Source organism: Streptomyces sp. NPDC003077 (assembly GCF_040611095.1).
In the GTDB taxonomy this organism is placed as follows: domain Bacteria; phylum Actinomycetota; class Actinomycetes; order Streptomycetales; family Streptomycetaceae; genus Streptomyces.
Map to the genome: position 1 here is coordinate 124,577 of NZ_JBEXNM010000016.1, position 18,777 is coordinate 143,353.

Here is an 18,777-nt window from a genome sequence, read left to right on the forward strand (position 1 = left end):
GGCAAGGGGTCGCCTCGCCCGCACGGATGGGTCATCAGCCGTTGATACAGGTGCTGTTGGAACAGGCGGACTGACAGGTGGCGGTGCAGTTGTCGCTTGTGTCGTTCAGCAGCGCGCCGATCACGGGAGCGGAGGCGACGGTCTCGATGTTCAGGTCGAAGTCCGACCCGACGTCGGACATGACGTCCGTCCCGGCCGGCAGCATGCTCTTCCCGGCGATCTGTGGTGCCATCTCGTTCTCCTTCACATGGTGGTGGGGATGTGTTGTGCCACCTGGCCGCGACCGCTCGCGGCTACGGCCAGACGATCGTGATGCGCGTGTGCCGGCGGTCGATGAGTCGGCCTGAGGGGAGCTGGTTATCCGGCGTACCGGCCGGGTGGACCTCGATGCGCGGGCGGTGGTCGCGGTGCTCGCGGTCCCAGGTCTGCATCTCCTCAACCAGCCGTTGCGCGAGCTTCTGTCCCTGTGGGCCGTGGCCGATCGCGCCGAGCTCGTACCGGTCGACGGCGTCGGTCGGGCGCGCCGTGCGGTAGGCGAAGCTGCCCCCGTCCACGAGGGTGGGGACGCCGATCGGCGACACAGAAGCGACGAGACCGCGATCGCGGGCAGCGGGCTTGGCGGCCATGAGCGGCAGGTTGTCCAGCGCGCTCATCAGCCACAGATCCACGTGCTCATTGGACTCGTCGCCCGCGAGCGTCACCCCGGACCACGCGTGGACACGCGGCATCCGCAGCGCGGTGCGCAGGGCTGCGGAGTCGGGCTCGGGATGACCGTCCAGGCGCAGTCCGATCTCCTCGCCCTCGGCGTCGTGGATCAGGGCCAGGGAAATCCGGTTCTCACCGGCGCCCTGCATCGGGACGAAGCCGCACAACTCGAAGCCGTCACTCACCAGACGCTCGCCGTCACGGACGAAGGCGACGGTGCGAGTCATGCCGCGCATCCGCAGTGGGACGACCAGTCGACCGCCCTCGGCGAGCTGGTGGAGCCAGGCGGGCGGGATGTCGGCGGCCTGAACGGTGACGACGATCCGGTCGTACGGCGCGTGCTCGATCGCGCCGTGCTCGCCGTCGGCGGTCAGGACGGTGACGTTCCGGTCATAGCCGGTGGCCTTGAGGAAGTCGCGTGCGCGCTGGGTGACGTCGGGATCGATGTCCACCGTGACGACACGGCCCTGGTCGCCGGCCACCTCGGCCAGGTAGGCCGCGTTCACGCCGCCGGAGCCGATCTCCAACAGGCTCATGCCCGGTTTGATGTCGGCCTGCTCGATCTGCATGGCCTGCACGCGTGGGGCGGACACCGAGCTGATGTGGGTGCCGGTCGCGTCGGTCTTGGTGATGGGGGCGGACTCGGCGCCGTACGCCGTGCTCAGCTCCATGCCGGGCAGGGCCAGGTGCCGGGGAACCGTACGGAACGCAGCCGCCACGCGAGGATCGCGGAGGGCCCCCAGTTCGATGAGCCGCGTCACCATGGCCTCGCGCATCTGCTGCTCGGTGGCGGTGGTCGTCTCGCTGTTCCGGGGCGTTGACCCGGGGGTGTTATCCATGTGCATTCTCCTTCTCGGCGGCGAGCGCCGAGGCGCGGGGCGGGCGGTATGGGTGTTTCGGGGCCGCCCGGCGGTCGGGTCTGTCACGCCAGGACCGCCGGGCGGCGGTCTAGGCGACGGGCACGAGGTCGTCCAGGCGGACGACCTGGTAGGCCCGCAGTTCGCGAACGAGCTGGGAGGCGAGAAGCCACCGCAGGAGGGGGCTCCCGTAGGGGATCGGACGGTCGTCGAAGGCGAGAGCGGTCAAGCCGTGGCTCCCGTACTGATACGGCGTGCCGATCACTCCGTACAACGGGTACCTGTTGGCCATAAGGGCGACGTGCCCCTTCCGGGCGAGATGGGGACACCGCTCGGCAGCCATGCGGGCATGCTGCAGGCAGACGGGCGGCTGGGCTGTCTGCACGGGACCATCCGGGGCCGCCTGGGCCGCTGTCTCCAAAAACAGCACGCCATTGGGGTGCTTCAGCGGCTGGACGCAGACCTGGCAGCGAAGCAGCAGCATGCATTCGCGTTGCCGGGCCGGATGGACCATTCGCCACTTCGGAGATCCGGCGGGCAGGCCGTCGGGGTGAATCGAATGCGAAAGCCGCGCCCACAGGACTCCGCGTGGGTCGCGGTCGTCCGGTCCCTCGTCGATGTAGGCAAGTTGCTGTCGGCCGTCCTTGCCGAACCGCGAGCACAGAGAGAAATGGGAATCAGCCTCTTCCCCCTGGCGTGCGGTGATGTACGGGACGACCTTGCCGGTGACGGCTTCCACCCGAGCCTCCTTACGTCCGCGCCGCGAGCGGCCGGTGGAGGACGGCGATCCTGCCGTTCGGCAGCGGCTCGCCGACGCCGTCGAGAGCGAGCGAGCTGCTTCGAAGCCGCCACCACTGAAGCGCAAACAGCGCAGTGACCTTCGTGGCTCGCCGGTGGGGCGATGTCGTGGTGGGACATCGAGGGATGTGCCGGCACATGGTTCTGGGCCTCTCGGATGTGTCGTGAGGAAAGGAATCCGCTTCGGCGGCTACGGAGCCGGCAGGAGCAGGTCGCGCACGCGAGGAGACGGGGACGCATTCCGCTGGAGGAAGGCGGCGATGGCGGTTTCGCTGTAGCCGTAGAACCGGCCGCGTTCGGCGTTGTCCCAGGACGGCGGCTCGGGTCCCCACCGGATCACGTGGCAGGTGTCCTCGTAGGGCGACCAGCGCGCGCACGTTCGGGAAGCCGGGTCGGTTGGCGAGGAGGTGTCGGATGCCGAGGGCCATGACCAACTGGTCTACGGCGAGGTAGCCGCGGGGGAGGGATGAGGGGAGTCGGCGGTCGGCGCGTTCATCGGCGCGCTTCCGGTACGGCCAGGGTGCACCAAGTCGTGGTGCCATCGGCGCTGGTTCCCCAGGCTCCGCCGTGGTCTTCCGAGAGCCGTTCCACGAGCTGCAGGCCGCGGCCCGACTCCTCGTCATCGTCCGGGGCTCGGATCACAGGGCGCCCCGGCATCTCGTCGCGGACAGCGATGTGCAGGCAGCCGTTTTGAAGAAGGAGCTTCACCGTGATCGTCGTCCCGTTGCTGTGCAGGACCGCATTGCTGACCAGTTCGGAGACGATGAGCGCCACGTCGTCCGACAGGCACGTCAGACCGCGGTAGTTCAGGTGCGCCTTGGCAAGGCGTCGCACTGCGCCTACCCGGGAAGCGTCCTCCAGGGGCAGCTGTTCGTTCCTTCCGCGCTCGGCGATCGTGAACGTCGTCTTCATCAAGTCGTGATCGCGCGGAAGGGAGCGCGAGCGCGGCTGTGTCGCAGTCGTCGTCATCACGTCCTCTGGGGTGTGCGCAGTGCTGAACGGACTGCGCACAGAGCCCTGCGCATGGGCGTCCGCTCGTTGTTGGGCATGAGGACGGAGCGGGCTTCGGCCAGGCACCGGGACAGCGGGGCGGGGCTGGTGAGTAACGGGCCGCGCCCTATCGAAAGGCAGTCACCAGGTGCCTCCAGCCACCGGGCGACCACGGGGAACGGGGGCGGTGACGGTGCGGGGACCCGGATCGCGTGTCCCTGCCCGAGGCAGGCCGGACGGCGCATCCGCTCGGGCCAGTGGGAGGCGGCCATCAGCGCGTTCCATCGGACCGCGGTGCCGCGCGGAACAAATACGGCTGCGGAACCGAGGTTGGCGAAGGCGACGGCCGGCCCGAGCTGCTGCTGGTACCTGCGCAGGATCTCGTAGGCCAATTCCACGATCCGCTGGTCGGCCAGCACGATGTCAAAGGTGATGCCGCTGGTGAGCCGACGCGGCAGGTGCGGGTTCTGCCGCCACCGTTCGATGGCGATCTCGGGCGTGGGAGTTGCCGCAGCGAGCCAAGAGGACAAGCGTTCGCTTTCGCTGATGTCGGTGCAAGATCCCACAGTTCCTCCAGGTGTCACGCCGTTGGCACGCACAGCGCGCGTCGTGTCACCAGTGCATCGAAGGTGGGCGGTGGTGACCAGGTCCTTTCGCCTGAACTCCGGCAGCCCTCTGCCTGCCCTTCACACGTCCTTCGACCCGCCCTTTCTCGCTCGCGTGCGGGTTCCGGGACGACGCTTCACGGGAAGCGTGCCGCTGCCATTACGGTGAGTGGAGAGCGAACGGCGAGGGGTAGCCATGACCGAGATAAAGCGGTTGCGAGAAAGCCTCAATCGCACTCAGGAAGCGGTGGTCGACGACCTCACCAACCTTGCTGCGTGCCTCGCCTCGGAGGGCCGCATCAAGAAGCGCCCGACCTTCAGCGTTCGTCAGTACTCCAAGTGGGAGGGGGAGAACCCGCCCTGGCCGCACCCCGACGCTCGTACGGTGCTCTCCGTCTACTGGCAGAGGCCGGTCGGGGAGCTGGGATTCCGACCACAGAGCACCAGCTCCCCGGATCCGCCTGTGCTGATGCCGGTGCCGTTGATCTCCCGGGGGACCGCCGGGGAACCGCTCTCCACCGCCAGCGAGTCCTCGCCGGTGAACGACCACGCACCACCGCCGTGGCTTGCACAGACCACGACGGATGCCGCCAGCAGTACGGACTGGCGCATCGGCGAGGCGGAGGTTGAGCTCCTTCGGGACGCCGCAGACGATATGGACGCCATTGACCAGCAGTTCGGCGGGAACCGGCTGTGGCGACCGACCCGCGCGCATCTCTATTGGGTGCACCACATGATCGACCGAGGCATCTACGATGACGCGCTCGGCCAACGGCTCCACGCCGTCGCCGGGAAGTTCACCACCAGCCTCGGATGGTTCTGCTACGACGCCGGCCTGCAGGCTCAGGCTCGCCAGTACTTCTCCGAGGCACTGAACGCCGCGATGCTGACGGGCGATGACGTACTCGCGTGCCGCACCCTCAGCAACATGGCCCGTCAGGCAGTGGACCTCAACAAGGGACGTGAAGCAGTGAGGTTCGCCCGGCTCGCCTACGTTCACGCCAGCGAGTGGCGGGCACCCACACGGGTACTGGCCCTGCTGGCGATCCGCGAGGCCCAGGGGCACGCCCGAGTAGGTGATGCCCTCCACTGTGAGGCCGCCATCAAGCGTGCATGGAAGGAGTGGGAGAGCGGCACCGGCGACCGCGACCCGGACTGGACCACGTTCCTGAACCTGGCCGAATTGACCTGCCTGGAAGGTATGTGCCGCCTCGACCTGGGGCAGACGGCCCGTGCCCAGAAGCTGCTCGCGAAGTCCGAAGCCACCCAGGACGTGGCGCACTCGCGGAACCGCGGAATGTGTCTCGGTCGGCTGTCCGCCGCTGCCTTGGGCAATGGGGATATCGACCACAGCGTCGATGCCACCAAGGAAGCACTGCGACTGATCGAGGGCGGTATGTCTTCCAACAGGGCGGTCGAGCAGATGAAGATGATTCACGACGGACTGGCCCGCCATCACCGCGCCGCCGGGGTAAGGGACCTGCTCGAACAGATCCGCACGTACGTCGCGTGATCAAAGCTGAGGGAGAGATGCACACAGTGGATGCGGAGTATCAGCGGTACGACGGGCCGTCAGCGAAGGGCATCGCCAATGAGTTGCTCGAGGTGTACGCCGAGGTGTACGACGTGCCGCCGTACGCCGGGGACCCGTTCTTCTCCGTGAAGTCGTATGGTGACCGCCTGGACGCCGCCTTCGACGCTGAGGGGTTCGAAACCGTGACCGCTCGCCGGGACGGCCGGATCATCGGATATGTGCACGGCGCTACTCTTCCGTCGGACAAGCCGTGGTGGACATCACTTGGTGACCGCCGACCGGAAGAGTTGCGGAAGCTGGCCGACGCAGGTCAGGTCTTCTGGCTACGGGAGCTGATGGTGCTTCCGGAGTACCAGAACCAGGGACTCGGACGACAGATCCACGACACGGTCATCGCCGGCCGGGCGGAGAGTGCTACGGCGCTGACCTGCATCGTTGACAACCAGCCCGCACACGACGCGTACCTGCGCTGGGGGTACACGATCATGGGACAGATCAAGCACGCCCCGGAGTCGCCCGTCTACGACGCGATGTTCCTGCCCAGCCAGCGATGACCGAAGCGGCCACGCCTCACGCGGTCACGCAGTCCGCCCACGTCCCGGCGATCAGCCATCGCCGGTACCGGCTTTCGCCCGGCTCCAACGTCCTGTTCGTCTACGGGACGCTCCAGTTCGATGCCGTCCTTGACGCCCTGCTGAGCCGGGTACCGCAGCGCACACCGGCCTCCGCACCAGGCTGGCGCGCCGCGGCGCTCGAAGGCCGGCTGTACCCCGGGCTCGTCGCCGCTCCCGACGCCACCGCGACCGGCCTGCTGCTGACCGACCTCACCAACGAGGAGTGGGCGGTCCTCGACGCGTTCGAGGACGACCGGTACGACCTGCGCGAGCTCACCCTCTCTTCCGGGGGCCGAGGATGGGCGTACGTCTGGCCCGACGACGAGGTCCGGGCTGAGAACTGGGATGCTCAGTACTTCGCGGTCCACCACCTCCATGAGTACGCCGCCCGGTGCGGGCGAATTTCCGCCACGCTGGCTCGCGGCGCGGCGGATACGGGACGGTAAGCAGCGCGGCGTACGAAGGCCATAGCTGTTGTGGCCTTGTAGGAATGGCCAGCACAATTTTGCCGTACGAACCCGGACTCCCCCGTAGAAGAGTGCGATTCGGCACCGCCGCGACCACTGCAACGGCCTCTTGGGCCGAAGAGCGCAGAAAAGTCTCCGCGTCGGGTTCGCCGCTAGTGGGGCCATTAAATGGGCTAGGCCATGGCAGTCTTTATCGCCATCGCTGAGAAAGGCAAAGTGGTCGTTTGCTGTTTGGTGCAAATCTCTGTCTATGTCGGTTTGACGGTGAAAATGTTGCTGAAGGGTGGTTCCCCTTTTCCGGAGAGGTGGGGTGTCGTGGTCGCGTTCCAAAAGCCACGATCATTTTGGAGGCGCCGTGGTGCTGTCCATCCTGCTTTTCGCCGCACTTCTCGCCGTCACAGGTCACGTCCGGACCGGGGCGCGAGCCTGTGTACGCCCCGGAACGGGGCGGCACCGCCGTGTTCCGTTGGGGCGGCACGCTGCCCGGGGAGGTGCCCGGTGACCTCTCCTCGTCTCCCGCAGGGCCGTCAGCTCCTGTGTACCTGGACACGAGCCACTCCCAGCCCGGCGGCCCGCGCCCGCACGGTGCTCCGGCAGACCCTGGTCAGTTGTGAATTGCCGGTCGACATGATCAGTGATCTGGTACTCGCGACTTCCGAATTGGTCGCCAACGCCACTGAGCACGCCTGCGGCCCGTACGAACTGTGGTTGCGGCGTAGCGTGACCGGAGTGGTCTGCGAAGTGCATGACCGCGACCCGCGCGTGCCCGACCTCCCGCCCGCCATCGACGAGCCGCCGTTCGCACCGGGCCCGCAGGACCGCATGGGCGGAGTGGAAGCCCTGTGCCGAGTTCTGTCGGAACGAGGGAGAGGACTCCGGATCGTCAACCACCTCTCCGAGGGCTGCTGGGGCTTTCTGCTCCCGGGAAAAGGGAAGAAGATCGCCTGGGTCGCCTTCAGCAGTGGACTCTCCAGCCACTAGGTGCGTCGACTGTGAATTGTCGGCGGTTGCCCGGGGCGCTACCTCACGGCGGCTGGCTTCGGGGATGGCAACCTGCCGTTCCGCAGTTCCTTCTTTCGTGGCGGGTCGAGCGCAAGGGGAGCTGCAACTGAGGTGTAGCTTTTGGTGACCAGCGGTCGCTGTCCGTAAGCGGCGAGGCGGTGAGAGGTGGGGACTGGTGGGTGGGAAAAGCCGATTCGCTCACGTCATGGCATTCCTTGTGGTGTCGAATCTGGGGCTGGTCGGCTGCGCCAGTGAACAGGGCATCTCGACGGGCCCTGACGGGAATGCTGCCCCGGCGCCGGCAACGGCGCCGTCCTCCCCGGGACACGCTGCCCAGCGCGAAGGAGTTCGTGGGGCCGTAAATGCTTACCGCGCCATGTGGAAGGACATGGAAAGGGCCGCTCTTACCGCCGATCCGGCTGATCCTCGACTGGATGAGCACGCCACCGGCGCCGCACTACGACTGCTGAAGTACGTCCTGTCTGAGTATCGCCGGCAAGGAGTAGTTGCCAAGGGGACGTCAACCCTCTCGCCACGGATGGAATCCGTTGTACCCGGTTCCCACCCAACTCGGGTGACAATCCGAGACTGTGCCGATGCTTCGCAGTGGCTGCTGTACAAGTCCGATGGTGGATTGAAAAACAATGTGCCTGGCGGCCATCATGACAACAGGGCGACCATGCAGCGGTTCGGTAACGCTTGGAAAGCGGTGGAGCTCAAAGTTGGGAAGGCCGGCTCGTGCTGATCAGTCAGCCGCGAAGAACCGTGCTTCCTTGCCTTTTCGGTGGGCTTGGTGCATTCCTGGTCGCGTTCCTTTCGGCCCATCATTCGGCTGCTGATGACGGCATGGGTAGGATCTTCGATGGTGCTCAGCGTGCGTTCTCGTCCGTCGATTGCGCAGAGGACGAATGCCAATTGACGGTTCGTTCTCCCGGGAGAAAGGCAGGGGCCGCCAAGGCGAGACCCGTCACCGCTCGGACACTGTCTCCACGGCAGCGCGGGCAAGCGCGACGGGCCCCTGCCAAGGTTCTTCCACCAGGCTGCTGGATGACGGACACGGACGGCGTCTGTCTGGCGACGGGAACGCCAGGGCCATCGCCTGCTCCGGCTGAGCGCCAGGCTGAACCGTCCTCTGAAGCCCTCGCTCAGCAAGTGGCAACCGAGTTGCGCTTGCCGATGCCGCACATGCATCTGAACCCGGACGCCGGTGCTTCCCAAGTAGTGAACGTTCCCACCTGGATATGGATCGGCCGATCGGGATGGCGACCGGTGACCGAGACGGTCAAGGTAACGGGCGCTTCGGTGACAGCGACCGCGAAGCCGCAGCGAGTGGTGTGGTCGATGGGGAACGGCGATTCCGTGACGTGTCAGGGGCCCGGCACGCCCTACTCGGCGAGGTTCTCGGCGGCCTCTCCCTCGCCGGATTGCGGTTATGTCTACACGCGGTCGTCGGCCGGGCAGCCGGACGAGGCGTTCACTGTCCGGGCCACCGTCACGTGGGACGTGACGTGGCATGGCGCCGGCAAAGGCGGACGTATTCCCGGGCTGCGGACGGCGACGCAGGCGCCGGTGCGGGTGTCGGAGGTGCAGGGCGTGGTCACCGACAAGTCGGGCGCGATATAGGCGACGCCTATGGCCGGGACGGAGCCGGTACATGACCGGAGGTGCGACGTGCCCGGCAGAGGCATGAGAAATCACTGGCAATGCGGCCGAAGCGTAGGTGTGCCTATGTCCTCTTCTTTTTCTTCTTCGAATTCTTCCTCAAGCTCGGCCCCGACATCGCAGCGGCCTGCCGGCGTACTCGGTCGGCTTCGGGCAGATCCCAGGCAGGAATCACCGGGAGGTGAACCGTCGGCCCCGGTGAGCAGACGTACACGCCGCAGACCGGCCTTGGTGTGGGCGGGTGTGGCTGTGGTGATCGCTTCCTCGGTCGGGTTCACGGCCTTGCTGGCACAGGCAGGTCGGAAGGTGCCGGTTTTGGTGGTGACACGGTCGATGCCTGCTGGGGCCGTGGTGTCGGATCGTGACGTGCGGGAGGTGCGGCTCGGTGTGGACGACGCGGCCGGGCACGTCGTTCTGGCGGCGGACCGGAACGCGGTGGTGGGCAGGACGACGACGGTCCCGCTGGTGGAAGGGGCGTTGTTGGCACCGCAGGAGCTCGGGGACCAGGCGGATTACCCACCGGCGGGCAAGGCGGAAGTGTCCTTCGCCGTAGAACCAGGTGGGTTGCCGGCCGGTCTGGCGGCAGGTCAGCGTGTGGCCGTACTGCCCGGCGCTGCGTCCGTAGCGGCAGCGGAGCCAGGAGACCGGATGCGGGGCGGAGCCCCGGCTCCCCTCGTGGGCACGGTGAGGGAGGTGGAAGCGGGGGAGTCGGATTCGGCTGCTTCGACGGTGACGGCGCTGGTGGAGACCGCAGCCGCGGGACGAGCAGCAACCATCGACAAGCCTCGCGTGGTCGTCCTCAGCCCGATGACCCGGGAGGTGCCGTGACGCGGGCGCTGGTGGCGATCGGGTCCGCCAAGGGATCGCCCGGGGCGACGACCCTGGCGCTGCTCTTGGCCGCATGCTGGCCCACCTCCGCGCGGCAGCCTCGGCCGCTGGTGGTGGAGGCGGACCCGTCCGGAGGTGATGTGGCGGCCCGCTTCGAGATCTCGGATTCCCCGGGGCTGGTGGATCTGGCCGCAGCGGGTCGCCGTGCCGCTTCTGCGCGGGTGCTGGGGGAGTGCACGCAGACTCTGCCCGGTGACACGTACGTGGTGGCGGGACCGGCGGGGGCGCGGCAGGCGACGGCGGCGGTGCGGCTGTTCGGCGACGGCGGTGCCGGGCTGCTGCGGGCGGGGATGGGCACAGCCGGGGACGTCTTGCTGGATGTGGGGCGGTTTCAGCCGGACACCGCCGACCTGGTTAAGGCAGCTGATCGGTTGCTCTTGGTGACCCGGGGCGAGGTGGATGCCCTGGCGCACGCTGCCGCCCAAGCCGTGGATCTCCGCTCGTGCGCGTGCGAGGCGGAATTGACCTTGATCGGTCCGAGTCTGTACTCGGCGTCGGAGATCAGAGAGGTTCTGGGGCTGCGGCGGGTGCACCGCGTGCCATGGGACGCGAAGACGGTCCGTGCCATGGCGGGCAGGTCGTGGGTAGCTCCGCGCAGGTGGCGTGGTGTCCCTCCGCTTGTGCGAGCCGTGACTGCTCTCGCCCGGGATCTGGCGGCCGAGGGGGCGGAGTACAGGAACTCGCCCGTTGAGGATGCGTGTTCGTCGGTGGGCCGTCGGCCTGCGGCCGAACGGGTGGCGGTGGAAGTGGTGGCGGGAGGTGAACCTTCGTGAGCGCGGTGACGGACACGGCACACGGGGGCTGGGCGCCACACGCCGGGATGGGCGAGAACCGGCTGATCGCCTCGATGCGGGAGCAGGTTGCCGGGCGGATGGCGGGTTATGCGCACGCCCGGGAAGAAGCCGGGCTGCCGCCGGAGGATGTTGAACAGCGTCGTCAGGTGGTGCGCCGTCTGCTGGCCGAGGAGTTCCACGCGTACGCGGCGGCAGAGCTGGGAGCCGGTCGCCCGGCACTGGAGGTGGCGGAGGAGCAGCGGATCGAGCAGGCGGTGCTGGACGCGTTGTTCGGCATGGGGCCGCTGGAGTTGCTGCTGGCGGATGAGCGGGTGGAGAACATCGCGGTCAACGGGGCCGACACGGTGTGGGTGCGGTACGCGGACGGCAGCAAGCGCCAGGCCGCCCCGCTGGCCGCCTCGGATGCGGAGCTGACCGACCTGGTGCGGCAGATCGCCGCGCGAGCCGGACTGGAGGAGCGGCGCTTCGACCGAGCGGTGCCGCGCTTGAACATCTGCCTGCCGGACGGCTCGCGGCTGTTCGCGGTGATGGCGGTGACGGGGCGGGTGTCGCTCTCCATCCGCCGTCATCGGTTCCGCGCCGCCACGCTGGCGGACCTTGTGCGGCTGGGGGTGTGCGACGAGTCGATGGCGGACTTCTTGGGCGCCCTGGTCCGGGCGCGCCGTAATGTGATCGTCGCGGGCGGCACCAACGTGGGCAAGACCACGGTGCTGCGGGCCCTGGCCTCGGCCATTCCGGCAGGCGAGCGGCTGGTGACGATCGAGGACACCTTCGAGCTCGGCCTGGAGGCCGACCGGGCGACCCACCCGGACGTGGTGGCGATGCAGGCCCGGGAGGCGAACGTCGAGGGTGAAGGAGCCATTGACCAGGCGGAGCTGGTGCGCTGGGGTCTTCGGATGTCCCCGGACCGTGTGATCGTCGGCGAGATTCGGGGTTCCGAGGTCGTGCCGATGTGCAACGCGATGTCGCAGGGCAACGACGGGTCGCTGTCGACCATCCATGCCTCGACCTCGCGCGGGGTGTTCACCAAGCTGGCGGCCTACGCCGCGCAGGCGCCCGAACGCCTGACGCTGGAGGCGACGAACCTGCTGGTGGCCTCTGCGGTGAACTTCGTGGTGCACCTGGGCTGGGCCGCCGACGGTCGCCGGGTGATCGATTCCGTACGGGAGATCGTCGACGCGGACGGCCCTCAGATCATGTCGAATGAGGTGTACCGCCCGGGGGCGGACGGTCGCGCGGTGCCGGCCGCGCCGCTGCGTGGGGAGACACTCGCCGACCTGCTGGCCGTGGGCATGCGGGAGCCGGTGGTCCGCGACCCGTTTTGGGGCAGCCCATGACGACCAGCTCCGTCCTGGCTCTCCTGCTCGGCGCCACAGCGGGCGGTGGCCTGTGGCTCCTGGCACACGGTGTCCTGTGTCTGGAACGTGCCGTGCACGACTTCCGCCCGCGGTGTGGTGCTCTTCTTGCCCGGGTGGGGTGGCGGCGCCTGACGGTGATGGGCCTGGCCGGTGTGATGGCGGGCGCGGTGACCGGCTGGCTCGTCGGAGCGGTGCTCGCCGCGCTGGCCGCCGTATGCCTGCCGCAGCTGCTGGGCCGGGACAAGGCAGCCCAGGCGCGGACCGAGCGGCTGGAAGCGGTCGCGGTGTGGGCGGAGATGCTGCGCGACACCCTGTCGGCCGCTGCCGGGCTGGAGCAGGCCATCCTGGCCACCGCCCAGCTCGCCCCACCCGTGCTGCGCCCCCACACCCTCGCGCTGGCCGCGCGGATCGAGCGCGGCCAGCCGCTGGGGGTGAGCCTGCGAGCGTTCGCCGACGAGGTGTCCGATCCGGTCGTCGACACCGTGACGGCCGCCTTGGTGATGGCCGCCGAGCGGCAGGCCCGCAAGCTGGCAGACCTGCTGGGTTCCCTGGCCACCGCGACCCGCGAGCAGGTGGCGATGCGTCTGCGCGTGGACGCCGGCCGGGCTCGCGTACGGACCTCCGTCAGAGTGATCACCGTCACCACGGCCGCGATGGCCGGCGGACTGGTTCTCCTCAACCGCCCCTACCTCCAGCCGTTCTCCGGCCTGACGGGGCAGTTGGTTCTGGCCACGGTGGGTGGACTGTTCAGCGCCGGGTTCGCCTGGCTGCTGAAGATCGCCAACTTTGCCGAAGAACCTCGCGTACTCGCCCTCACTCCCACAACGTCGTCGGCGGCGTCGTCCCCGATGCCCGCTCAAGGAAAGGCAGGCTCCAGGTGATTGCGACGGTGCTCGGGGCCCTGTTCGGCGGTGGCCTCCTGACCCTCTTCCTGGGCCTGCGACCGGCCCGTCCGCCGCTCGCCGTGGCGCTGGCGGCCCTGCGACGACCGGCGCCTCGCCGCCCCGGACACGGCTCCACCGAGCCCCGGCCCGCCGGAGGGTGGGCCGCCAGGTGTGGACGCCGGGGCGTACCGTTCCTGCTCGCGGCCGGACTGCCGACCGCTTCCACGCGGGCCGATCTGGACATCACCGGGATCGACGCGGAACGTCACCTCGCGGAGAAGACGGCCTGCGCGGCCGTGGGACTCCTGGCTCCGCCCGCCCTCGTGGTCCTGGCCGAGGCGGTTGTCGGCAACCGGCTCGGATGGTGGCTGCCGACTTGGCTGGCACTGGCGTCTGCCACGGTCCTGTTCTGGGTGCCCGACCTTGCCGTACGGGCTCAAGCCGCGAAACGGCGGGCCGAGATGCGCCAGGCGCTGGCCGTCTTCCTGGACCTGGTGGTCATCGCCCTGGCCGGTGGCGCCGGCGTACAGCAGGCGCTCGATGACGCCGCCGTGGCGCCGCAGGGCTGGGCCGCCTCCCGCATCCGGCGGGCGCTGTCCACCGCGCACCTCGCGCGCACCAGCGTCTGGGACGAACTGGCGGCCTTGGGAGAGCGGACCGGCGTGCGCGAACTGACGGAACTTGCGGCGACCGTTGGCCTGGCCGGTGCTGAGGGCGCGAAAATCCGCCACTCGCTGGAAACCAAGGCCGCCGCGATGAGGGGCCGCCGCCTCGCCGAGGCCGACGCCACCGCCCAGTCCGCCACCGAACGCATGTCACTGCCCGTGGTCCTGCTGTTCGCCGCCTTTCTGCTCTTCATCGGCTACCCGGCCATGGCACACGTGCTGACCGGCCTGTGATTCCTTCGCGTAGAGAGAACCTCGACCATGAAACCCTCCCTCCACCGCCTGCACGGCCCGCTCCGCGGATCCGTGCTGCGGCTACGGACCCGCCTCCGGGACGACGCCGGGTACTCCACCGAAACCGTGATCATCACCGCGCTGCTCGCCGCCCTGGCGATCGCGGCCGTGGCCGTCATCACGATGAAGGTGATGGGGAAAGCCCGCGGGATCGACCTCGGCTGATGGCCCGGCCCCATCCGTCGGCGCACCGCCGCACCAGGCCACGAACGCGCGCTCCTGCGCCTGTCGGGCGCGGGGACCGGGGCGCGGGGACCACCGAGCTGGTCATCGCCACGCCGCTGCTTTTGCTGCTCCTCCTGCTCGTTGTGCAGTTCGCCCTGGTCTGGCACGCACAGCACATCGCGCAGACCGCGGCCTCCCGTGCCCTGGCGCTCACCCGCACCGAAGGCGGCAGCGCCGATGCCGGGCGCGCCCAGGCAGCCTCCACCCTGCGCGCCCTGGGACGCAGCGTGCTGCTGGACCCGCAGGTCACCGTGGCCCGCACCCGTCGCAGCGCCACCGTCGACGTGCGGGGCCGGACCCAGCCGGTCGTACCGGGGCTGGGTCTGCCGGTGTCCGCCCACGCCGCCGGTGTCATCGACCGCTGGACCACTCCAACGGGGCGGAGGTGATCGCGGTGGGACGCCCGAACCTCTCGCTCACCTCGTCTTTCGACCGGCACAAGGGGAGTTCGTCGAGCCGAGGGCGGGATCGTGGCGCGGCGACGACCGAGTTGGTCCTGCTGACCCCCCTCCTGATTGCGTTCCTGCTGGTCGCGGTGGCCTTCGGACGGTTGGCAACGGCTCGCCTGCGGGTCGGCGACGCCGCGTACCAAGCCGCCCGCTCGGCCTCGCTCGCCCGGAGCGCGGAGGAGGCCCGGCGGTACGCGCACGCGGCTGCCGAGAGAGCACTGGCCTTGACGGGCGCCTCCTGCGCGCACTTCACAGTGACGGCGGACGTCGGCGCTCTGCTGCCGGGCGGTACGGCACGGGTGAAAGTGGCCTGCACCGCCGACCTCGGCCTCACCGGACTGCCCGCCCACCTCACGGTCTCCAGGACCGCCCTGTCGGTGATCGACTCCTACCGGGGGAAAGCATGACCTGGCGCAAGGGCCCCGGCGGCCGGCTGACGACCGTGGTCCGCGATGTACGGACCTCGGACAGCGGGCAGGTCACGGCGTTCGTCGTGGCCTGCGCGGCGGGACTGTTCCTCTTCGCCGGACTCGTCCTCGACGGCGGCCTTGCCCTGGCAGGAAAGGTCACGGCGGCCGACGTCGCGCAGGAGGCCGCCCGCGTCGGCACCCAGCACCTCGACCTGGTCCAGCTACGTACCTCCCGGCGCGTACGCCTGGACCGGCAGCGAGCCGTACGCGCCGCGCTCGACTACATCCGCGCATCCGGGAACACCGGCCAGGCCAGCGCCGGGGAACGGTACGTGACCGTGAACGTCACACACCGGCAGCGCACACAGATCCTCAGCCTCGCCGGCATCGACGACCTGGTGACCACCGCGTCGGCGACAGCACGGGCCGAGCAAGGCATCTCCGCACCCTGGCAGCAAAAGGCCCCTCGATGAGTCAGCACAGATCACCTTCCGCCGCCCGCAGTTGGCCGCGCGCCGTTCTCCAGGCCCTGCTGGCGGCGACGGCGTTGCTGGTCGTCACCGTCGGCGTTCCCTACGCCTTGACCGCCGCCAACGGCACACCGTGGCCTTCGCCTGCCGCCTCCGTCGGCGACCTCGTCACTCGGCTGAGCCGACCGGTCAGCGACCCCCTGGTGACCGACCTTCTCTCCCTCCTGGGTTGGACCTGCTGGGCCGCGTTCATGGTGACCCTGGTCCGCGAAGCGCTCTGGATGGCCCGTCACCTGCCCGCGCTTCGGGGTGACGCCACGGCCTTGCGCACCCGCCTGCGCACCATTCCCCGCCACCGGCTGGGCGCGGCCTTTCTGCTCGGCGCCCTGCTGTTCGCCCTCCTTGCGGCATGGCGACCGGCGGCGGCTCACGCCACGCCTGACGTAACCGTCTCCCACCCGATCGCTGCCGTCGCCACGGCGATGAGCGGGACGGAGCTGATGCGCCAATCCCCACGGCCCGAGGATTCCGTGACCGAGCCGTACGCGGTTCAGTCCGGTGACACGCTGTGGAGCATTGCCCGGACCTGCCTGGGCGACCCGTTGCGCTGGCCCGAGATCTACCGGCTCAACCACGACCGGACCCAATCCGACGGACAACGACTGCGCGACCCCGACCTGCTCCGGCCCGGCTGGACCCTCCGCCTCCCCAGCTCTGGCCCCCATACGACGGGTACCGGAACCGTACGAGCCCCCCACCGCACCGCAGCGGCTTCGCCGGACCGTGACACAGCCTCTCCGTCTCCCCAACCGCCTGCTCCAACACCCACCACAGGTCTGTCGGCCCCCCATGGCCAGGCGAACCCATCACCCGAGACCAGCGGCCGACCGACAGCCACGGTTCTCAGTAGCCTCGGACAGGACAGAGCGGTCGAGATCAGTGTCGGCACCGCGTCCGTCATCGGCGTCACCACGGCCGCCGGCATCGCCACCGCCGTCTCCTTCGCCCGCGCCCACGCGCGCCGACGCCGCCACCCCGACCTCAGCGCCCCCGCACCACCCCCGCTCGCCGAGGCGGTGAAGGCCGCCACCCGGGCCGCCCACCTGCCCACCCATCAAGACGATGCGGAATCGGCAGCACTGGACGAGCCGGACGAAGCAGGGCTGCAACGACACGTGCCGCCCGCCGAACCGTCCGCACCCGGCACCGTCGTCTGCGCCACCCGGAAGGGCCGCGAACTCACCGTCGACTTACTGGCCGTCCCCGGAGGCATCGCCCTGACCGGCCCCGGAGCGGACTCGGCCGCCCGCGCCCTGACCATCGCCGTCCTCAGCGCCGCCGAACGCCTTCGCCCCGGCCGGCCACAGACGCGCCTGCTGATGCCCGCCAGCACCGCGCAGCGCCTCCTGCCGCTCGCCCCGCCTTCCCTCCCCGCCTGGGCCATCACCCGGGACTGCGCGCAGGCGCTGTCCCTGATCGAACAGGACCTGCTGCTCCGGGCACGCCTGGCCGAAACCGACGAGGACTCGCAGGCCGGCGACCCACCGATGGACCTACTGATCACCGACCTCGACCCGCCGTCCGCCGAGCGGCTGAAGGGCATCGCCGACCAGGCCGCTCCCGGCCGGCTCGCCGTCATCGTCCTCGGCGCCGACGACTGGCCCAGCCGCGCACGAGTCGCCACGGACGGGGCCTTCACCGCGACGACCGGACCCGCGTCACTGCGCCTGGACGACGTACACATGTCGGTCCTCGCGCGCGCGTCGGCGCACCAGCTCCTGGACACCCTCTACGCCGCCCACGGCCACGTCACCTCAAGGGCGACCCTCCCGTCGCCTGCCACGGCCCCCGCTCCTCCGCCGCACCAGGCGCCGGGCCCGCTGGCGCCGCAACCACCTCAGGCTCCGGAACGACCGAGCGGCCAAGACGCGAACCAGTCGCTCGCACCGTGCAGATCCGAGAGTTCCGAAACGGAAGATCGTGGAAGAGAAATGCCTTCCGCACCGGTCACCGTGCATGTGCTTGGCAGGTTCCGAATTCGGGCACGGGGGAAAGAAGAGGAATTCGGCCACGGCATGCGAGCGGAAACCCGAGAATTCCTCGCCCTGCTCGCTGCCCATCCGAAGGGAATTCGCAGCGAGGAGATCACCGAGGCTTTGCGGATGTCGTCCGATCCGGAGCGGGCGGGACGTGAGCTCGCCAATCTGCGCCGTGCCGTACGGCGCAGTCTGCGCCAGGCAACCGGCGCGCACCAGGCAGCCTTCGTCGTGCGCGTCGGCGAGCGCCACCTGCTGGACAAGGGGCTGGTCGCCACCGACATCGAGGCGTTCAGCACCGCTGTCCGAGCCGCGGCCACGGCCTCGGACGAGACGGCTCGGGCTGCCGCGCTGAAGGAGGCGGTCGCCACGTACGGCGGCCCGCTGTGCGAGGGAGCCGACTACGCCTGGGCCGATGAGCTGCGGGAAGCCGTTCATCGCAAGGCCGTCGACGCCGTGGTGCTGCTCGCCGACCACACGACCAAGAGCCACCCGGATCCTGACCAGGCGCTGGCCCTCCTCGACCAGGCCGCCGAGTGGGACCCGTTCAACGAGGCGGTCTACCAGCGCATCATCCGCCTGCAACGCGCGGCCGGTCGGGATGACGCGGCCCACCGGACGTATGCCCTGCTCAGCCGCCGACTCGCCGATCTGGATGTCACCCCGGACAGCGAGACGACCGCACTCCTGCGGCAGGCGCAGCCGCTGACCGCCTCCTGAGCGCACGAGCTGGCCGGCGGCGTCGGCCGCTGGCCAGCAGGGCGTCCTGCCCGTGATCGAATGCGGCGTCGAATCGGGGGTCCTGCTTGGAAAGGACGCCCCTGTGCGGGCAACAGGGCAGGTCAGCGGCCGATTCGCCACCGGCGGCGGGGTGCGACTGCATATAGGTGCAAAGGCATGCCCCGATCTGCACACCACCGGCGCGGGCCCCCTGATGGAAACCCGTCGTCCGCTGCACGTCTGCCCTTCGTGCCCTTCCTGCCTCTCCTTCCTCACTGCCGGCCAGCCTGAGCGGAAGGCCGTCCGCGTCCACGAGCATGCGGCGGCACCCAGGCGAAGCCGAAGGTGCC

The 18,777-nt window shown here is 69.4% G+C and carries 22 protein-coding genes and 1 pseudogene; 16 read left to right on the top strand and 7 right to left on the bottom strand.

Annotated elements, in window-relative coordinates:
* Window positions 1-34: 34 nt before the first annotated feature.
* The 7 genes and pseudogenes from ABZX96_RS14270 to ABZX96_RS14300 all read right to left on the bottom strand — a co-directional run bounded on the left by ABZX96_RS14270 (window position 35) and on the right by ABZX96_RS14300 (window position 3,880).
* Entirely contained in the window at window positions 35-232 is a 198-nt protein-coding gene (locus tag ABZX96_RS14270; RefSeq protein ID WP_355543162.1) for an FxLD family lanthipeptide, read from the bottom strand.
* 61 nt (window positions 233-293) lie between these two features.
* Window positions 294-1,544, bottom strand: a complete 1,251-nt coding sequence (gene fxlM / locus ABZX96_RS14275; protein ID WP_355543165.1) for a methyltransferase, FxLD system — start codon at window positions 1,542-1,544, stop codon at window positions 294-296.
* A 109-nt stretch (window positions 1,545-1,653) separates the two neighbouring features.
* The gene (locus ABZX96_RS14280) at window positions 1,654-2,301 is read right to left on the bottom strand and encodes a hypothetical protein (RefSeq protein ID WP_355543168.1); all 648 of its coding nucleotides are present in this window, start codon (window positions 2,299-2,301) and stop codon (window positions 1,654-1,656) included.
* Between the two features lie 10 nt (window positions 2,302-2,311).
* Window positions 2,312-2,500 carry a DUF5999 family protein gene (locus ABZX96_RS14285; RefSeq protein WP_355543171.1) on the bottom strand — a complete coding sequence of 63 codons (189 nt, stop codon included), beginning with the start codon at window positions 2,498-2,500 and terminating at the stop codon, window positions 2,312-2,314.
* A gap of 50 nt (window positions 2,501-2,550) precedes the next feature.
* Window positions 2,551-2,727 (bottom strand): annotated as a pseudogene (locus tag ABZX96_RS14290) (DUF6302 family protein); the annotation flags it as partial.
* Window positions 2,728-2,852: 125 nt separating this feature from the next.
* Complete coding sequence (locus ABZX96_RS14295; protein WP_355543174.1) at window positions 2,853-3,272, bottom strand: ATP-binding protein; 420 nt, start codon at window positions 3,270-3,272, stop codon at window positions 2,853-2,855.
* A 56-nt stretch (window positions 3,273-3,328) separates the two neighbouring features.
* Window positions 3,329-3,880 (bottom strand): hypothetical protein, encoded by a 552-nt coding sequence (locus ABZX96_RS14300; protein ID WP_355543177.1) that lies wholly within the window; start codon window positions 3,878-3,880, stop codon window positions 3,329-3,331.
* Between the two features lie 271 nt (window positions 3,881-4,151).
* Between ABZX96_RS14300 and ABZX96_RS14305 the strand changes: the two genes are divergently transcribed.
* The 16 genes from ABZX96_RS14305 to ABZX96_RS14380 all read left to right on the top strand — a co-directional run bounded on the left by ABZX96_RS14305 (window position 4,152) and on the right by ABZX96_RS14380 (window position 18,427).
* Complete coding sequence (locus ABZX96_RS14305; protein WP_355543180.1) at window positions 4,152-5,468, top strand: hypothetical protein; 1,317 nt, start codon at window positions 4,152-4,154, stop codon at window positions 5,466-5,468.
* On the top strand, window positions 5,465-6,043 hold the full coding sequence (locus tag ABZX96_RS14310) for a GNAT family N-acetyltransferase (RefSeq protein WP_355543183.1): 579 nt from the start codon (window positions 5,465-5,467) through the stop codon (window positions 6,041-6,043). The genes ABZX96_RS14305 and ABZX96_RS14310 overlap by 4 nt, the downstream gene beginning before the upstream one ends.
* Complete coding sequence (locus tag ABZX96_RS14315) at window positions 6,040-6,549, top strand: gamma-glutamylcyclotransferase family protein (RefSeq protein ID WP_355543186.1); 510 nt, start codon at window positions 6,040-6,042, stop codon at window positions 6,547-6,549. The genes ABZX96_RS14310 and ABZX96_RS14315 overlap by 4 nt, the downstream gene beginning before the upstream one ends.
* Window positions 6,550-7,068: 519 nt before the next feature.
* Window positions 7,069-7,551: an ATP-binding protein gene (locus tag ABZX96_RS14320; RefSeq protein ID WP_355543189.1), complete on the top strand. Its 483-nt coding sequence runs from the start codon at window positions 7,069-7,071 to the stop codon at window positions 7,549-7,551.
* A gap of 226 nt (window positions 7,552-7,777) precedes the next feature.
* Window positions 7,778-8,317 (top strand): hypothetical protein, encoded by a 540-nt coding sequence (locus ABZX96_RS14325; protein ID WP_355543192.1) that lies wholly within the window; start codon window positions 7,778-7,780, stop codon window positions 8,315-8,317.
* 407 nt (window positions 8,318-8,724) lie between these two features.
* Complete coding sequence (locus tag ABZX96_RS14330; protein WP_355543195.1) at window positions 8,725-9,195, top strand: hypothetical protein; 471 nt, start codon at window positions 8,725-8,727, stop codon at window positions 9,193-9,195.
* Between the two features lie 291 nt (window positions 9,196-9,486).
* Complete coding sequence (locus ABZX96_RS14335) at window positions 9,487-10,062, top strand: SAF domain-containing protein (RefSeq protein WP_355543258.1); 576 nt, start codon at window positions 9,487-9,489, stop codon at window positions 10,060-10,062.
* Window positions 10,059-10,895 carry a hypothetical protein gene (locus tag ABZX96_RS14340; protein ID WP_355543198.1) on the top strand — a complete coding sequence of 279 codons (837 nt, stop codon included), beginning with the start codon at window positions 10,059-10,061 and terminating at the stop codon, window positions 10,893-10,895. The genes ABZX96_RS14335 and ABZX96_RS14340 overlap by 4 nt, the downstream gene beginning before the upstream one ends.
* A gap of 47 nt (window positions 10,896-10,942) precedes the next feature.
* Window positions 10,943-12,253 (top strand): ATPase, T2SS/T4P/T4SS family, encoded by a 1,311-nt coding sequence (locus ABZX96_RS14345; protein ID WP_355543261.1) that lies wholly within the window; start codon window positions 10,943-10,945, stop codon window positions 12,251-12,253.
* The gene (locus tag ABZX96_RS14350; RefSeq protein WP_355543201.1) at window positions 12,250-13,155 is read left to right on the top strand and encodes a type II secretion system F family protein; all 906 of its coding nucleotides are present in this window, start codon (window positions 12,250-12,252) and stop codon (window positions 13,153-13,155) included. The genes ABZX96_RS14345 and ABZX96_RS14350 overlap by 4 nt, the downstream gene beginning before the upstream one ends.
* Window positions 13,152-14,057: a type II secretion system F family protein gene (locus ABZX96_RS14355; RefSeq protein ID WP_355543204.1), complete on the top strand. Its 906-nt coding sequence runs from the start codon at window positions 13,152-13,154 to the stop codon at window positions 14,055-14,057. Before ABZX96_RS14350 ends, ABZX96_RS14355 begins: the two co-directional genes overlap by 4 nt.
* A 27-nt stretch (window positions 14,058-14,084) precedes the next feature.
* Entirely contained in the window at window positions 14,085-14,282 is a 198-nt protein-coding gene (locus ABZX96_RS14360) for a hypothetical protein (protein ID WP_355543207.1), read from the top strand.
* A complete protein-coding gene (locus tag ABZX96_RS14365) occupies window positions 14,282-14,731 on the top strand; it encodes a TadE/TadG family type IV pilus assembly protein (RefSeq protein ID WP_355543210.1) in 450 nt (149 codons plus the stop codon). Before ABZX96_RS14360 ends, ABZX96_RS14365 begins: the two co-directional genes overlap by 1 nt.
* A 5-nt stretch (window positions 14,732-14,736) precedes the next feature.
* Complete coding sequence (locus ABZX96_RS14370) at window positions 14,737-15,198, top strand: TadE family protein (protein WP_355543213.1); 462 nt, start codon at window positions 14,737-14,739, stop codon at window positions 15,196-15,198.
* A complete protein-coding gene (locus ABZX96_RS14375; RefSeq protein ID WP_355543216.1) occupies window positions 15,195-15,674 on the top strand; it encodes a hypothetical protein in 480 nt (159 codons plus the stop codon). Before ABZX96_RS14370 ends, ABZX96_RS14375 begins: the two co-directional genes overlap by 4 nt.
* On the top strand, window positions 15,671-18,427 hold the full coding sequence (locus ABZX96_RS14380) for a BTAD domain-containing putative transcriptional regulator (RefSeq protein ID WP_355543219.1): 2,757 nt from the start codon (window positions 15,671-15,673) through the stop codon (window positions 18,425-18,427). The genes ABZX96_RS14375 and ABZX96_RS14380 overlap by 4 nt, the downstream gene beginning before the upstream one ends.
* The last annotated feature ends 350 nt before the right edge of the window (window positions 18,428-18,777 follow it).

Bases quoted from the DNA above. Each gene is read 5' to 3' on its own strand.
- ABZX96_RS14270 (WP_355543162.1), bottom strand. From the start codon at position 232: ATGGCACCACAGATCGCCGGGAAGAGCATGCTGCCGGCCGGGACGGAC.
- fxlM (WP_355543165.1), bottom strand. From the start codon at position 1,544: ATGGATAACACCCCCGGGTCAACGCCCCGGAACAGCGAGACGACCACC.
- ABZX96_RS14285 (WP_355543171.1), bottom strand. From the start codon at position 2,500: ATGTGCCGGCACATCCCTCGATGTCCCACCACGACATCGCCCCACCGG.
- ABZX96_RS14295 (WP_355543174.1), bottom strand. From the start codon at position 3,272: ATGAAGACGACGTTCACGATCGCCGAGCGCGGAAGGAACGAACAGCTG.
- ABZX96_RS14305 (WP_355543180.1), top strand. From the start codon at position 4,152: ATGACCGAGATAAAGCGGTTGCGAGAAAGCCTCAATCGCACTCAGGAA.
- ABZX96_RS14315 (WP_355543186.1), top strand. From the start codon at position 6,040: ATGACCGAAGCGGCCACGCCTCACGCGGTCACGCAGTCCGCCCACGTC.
- ABZX96_RS14325 (WP_355543192.1), top strand. From the start codon at position 7,778: ATGGCATTCCTTGTGGTGTCGAATCTGGGGCTGGTCGGCTGCGCCAGT.
- ABZX96_RS14345 (WP_355543261.1), top strand. From the start codon at position 10,943: ATGGGCGAGAACCGGCTGATCGCCTCGATGCGGGAGCAGGTTGCCGGG.
- ABZX96_RS14350 (WP_355543201.1), top strand. From the start codon at position 12,250: ATGACGACCAGCTCCGTCCTGGCTCTCCTGCTCGGCGCCACAGCGGGC.
- ABZX96_RS14360 (WP_355543207.1), top strand. From the start codon at position 14,085: ATGAAACCCTCCCTCCACCGCCTGCACGGCCCGCTCCGCGGATCCGTG.
- ABZX96_RS14365 (WP_355543210.1), top strand. From the start codon at position 14,282: ATGGCCCGGCCCCATCCGTCGGCGCACCGCCGCACCAGGCCACGAACG.
- ABZX96_RS14375 (WP_355543216.1), top strand. From the start codon at position 15,195: ATGACCTGGCGCAAGGGCCCCGGCGGCCGGCTGACGACCGTGGTCCGC.
- ABZX96_RS14380 (WP_355543219.1), top strand. From the start codon at position 15,671: ATGAGTCAGCACAGATCACCTTCCGCCGCCCGCAGTTGGCCGCGCGCC.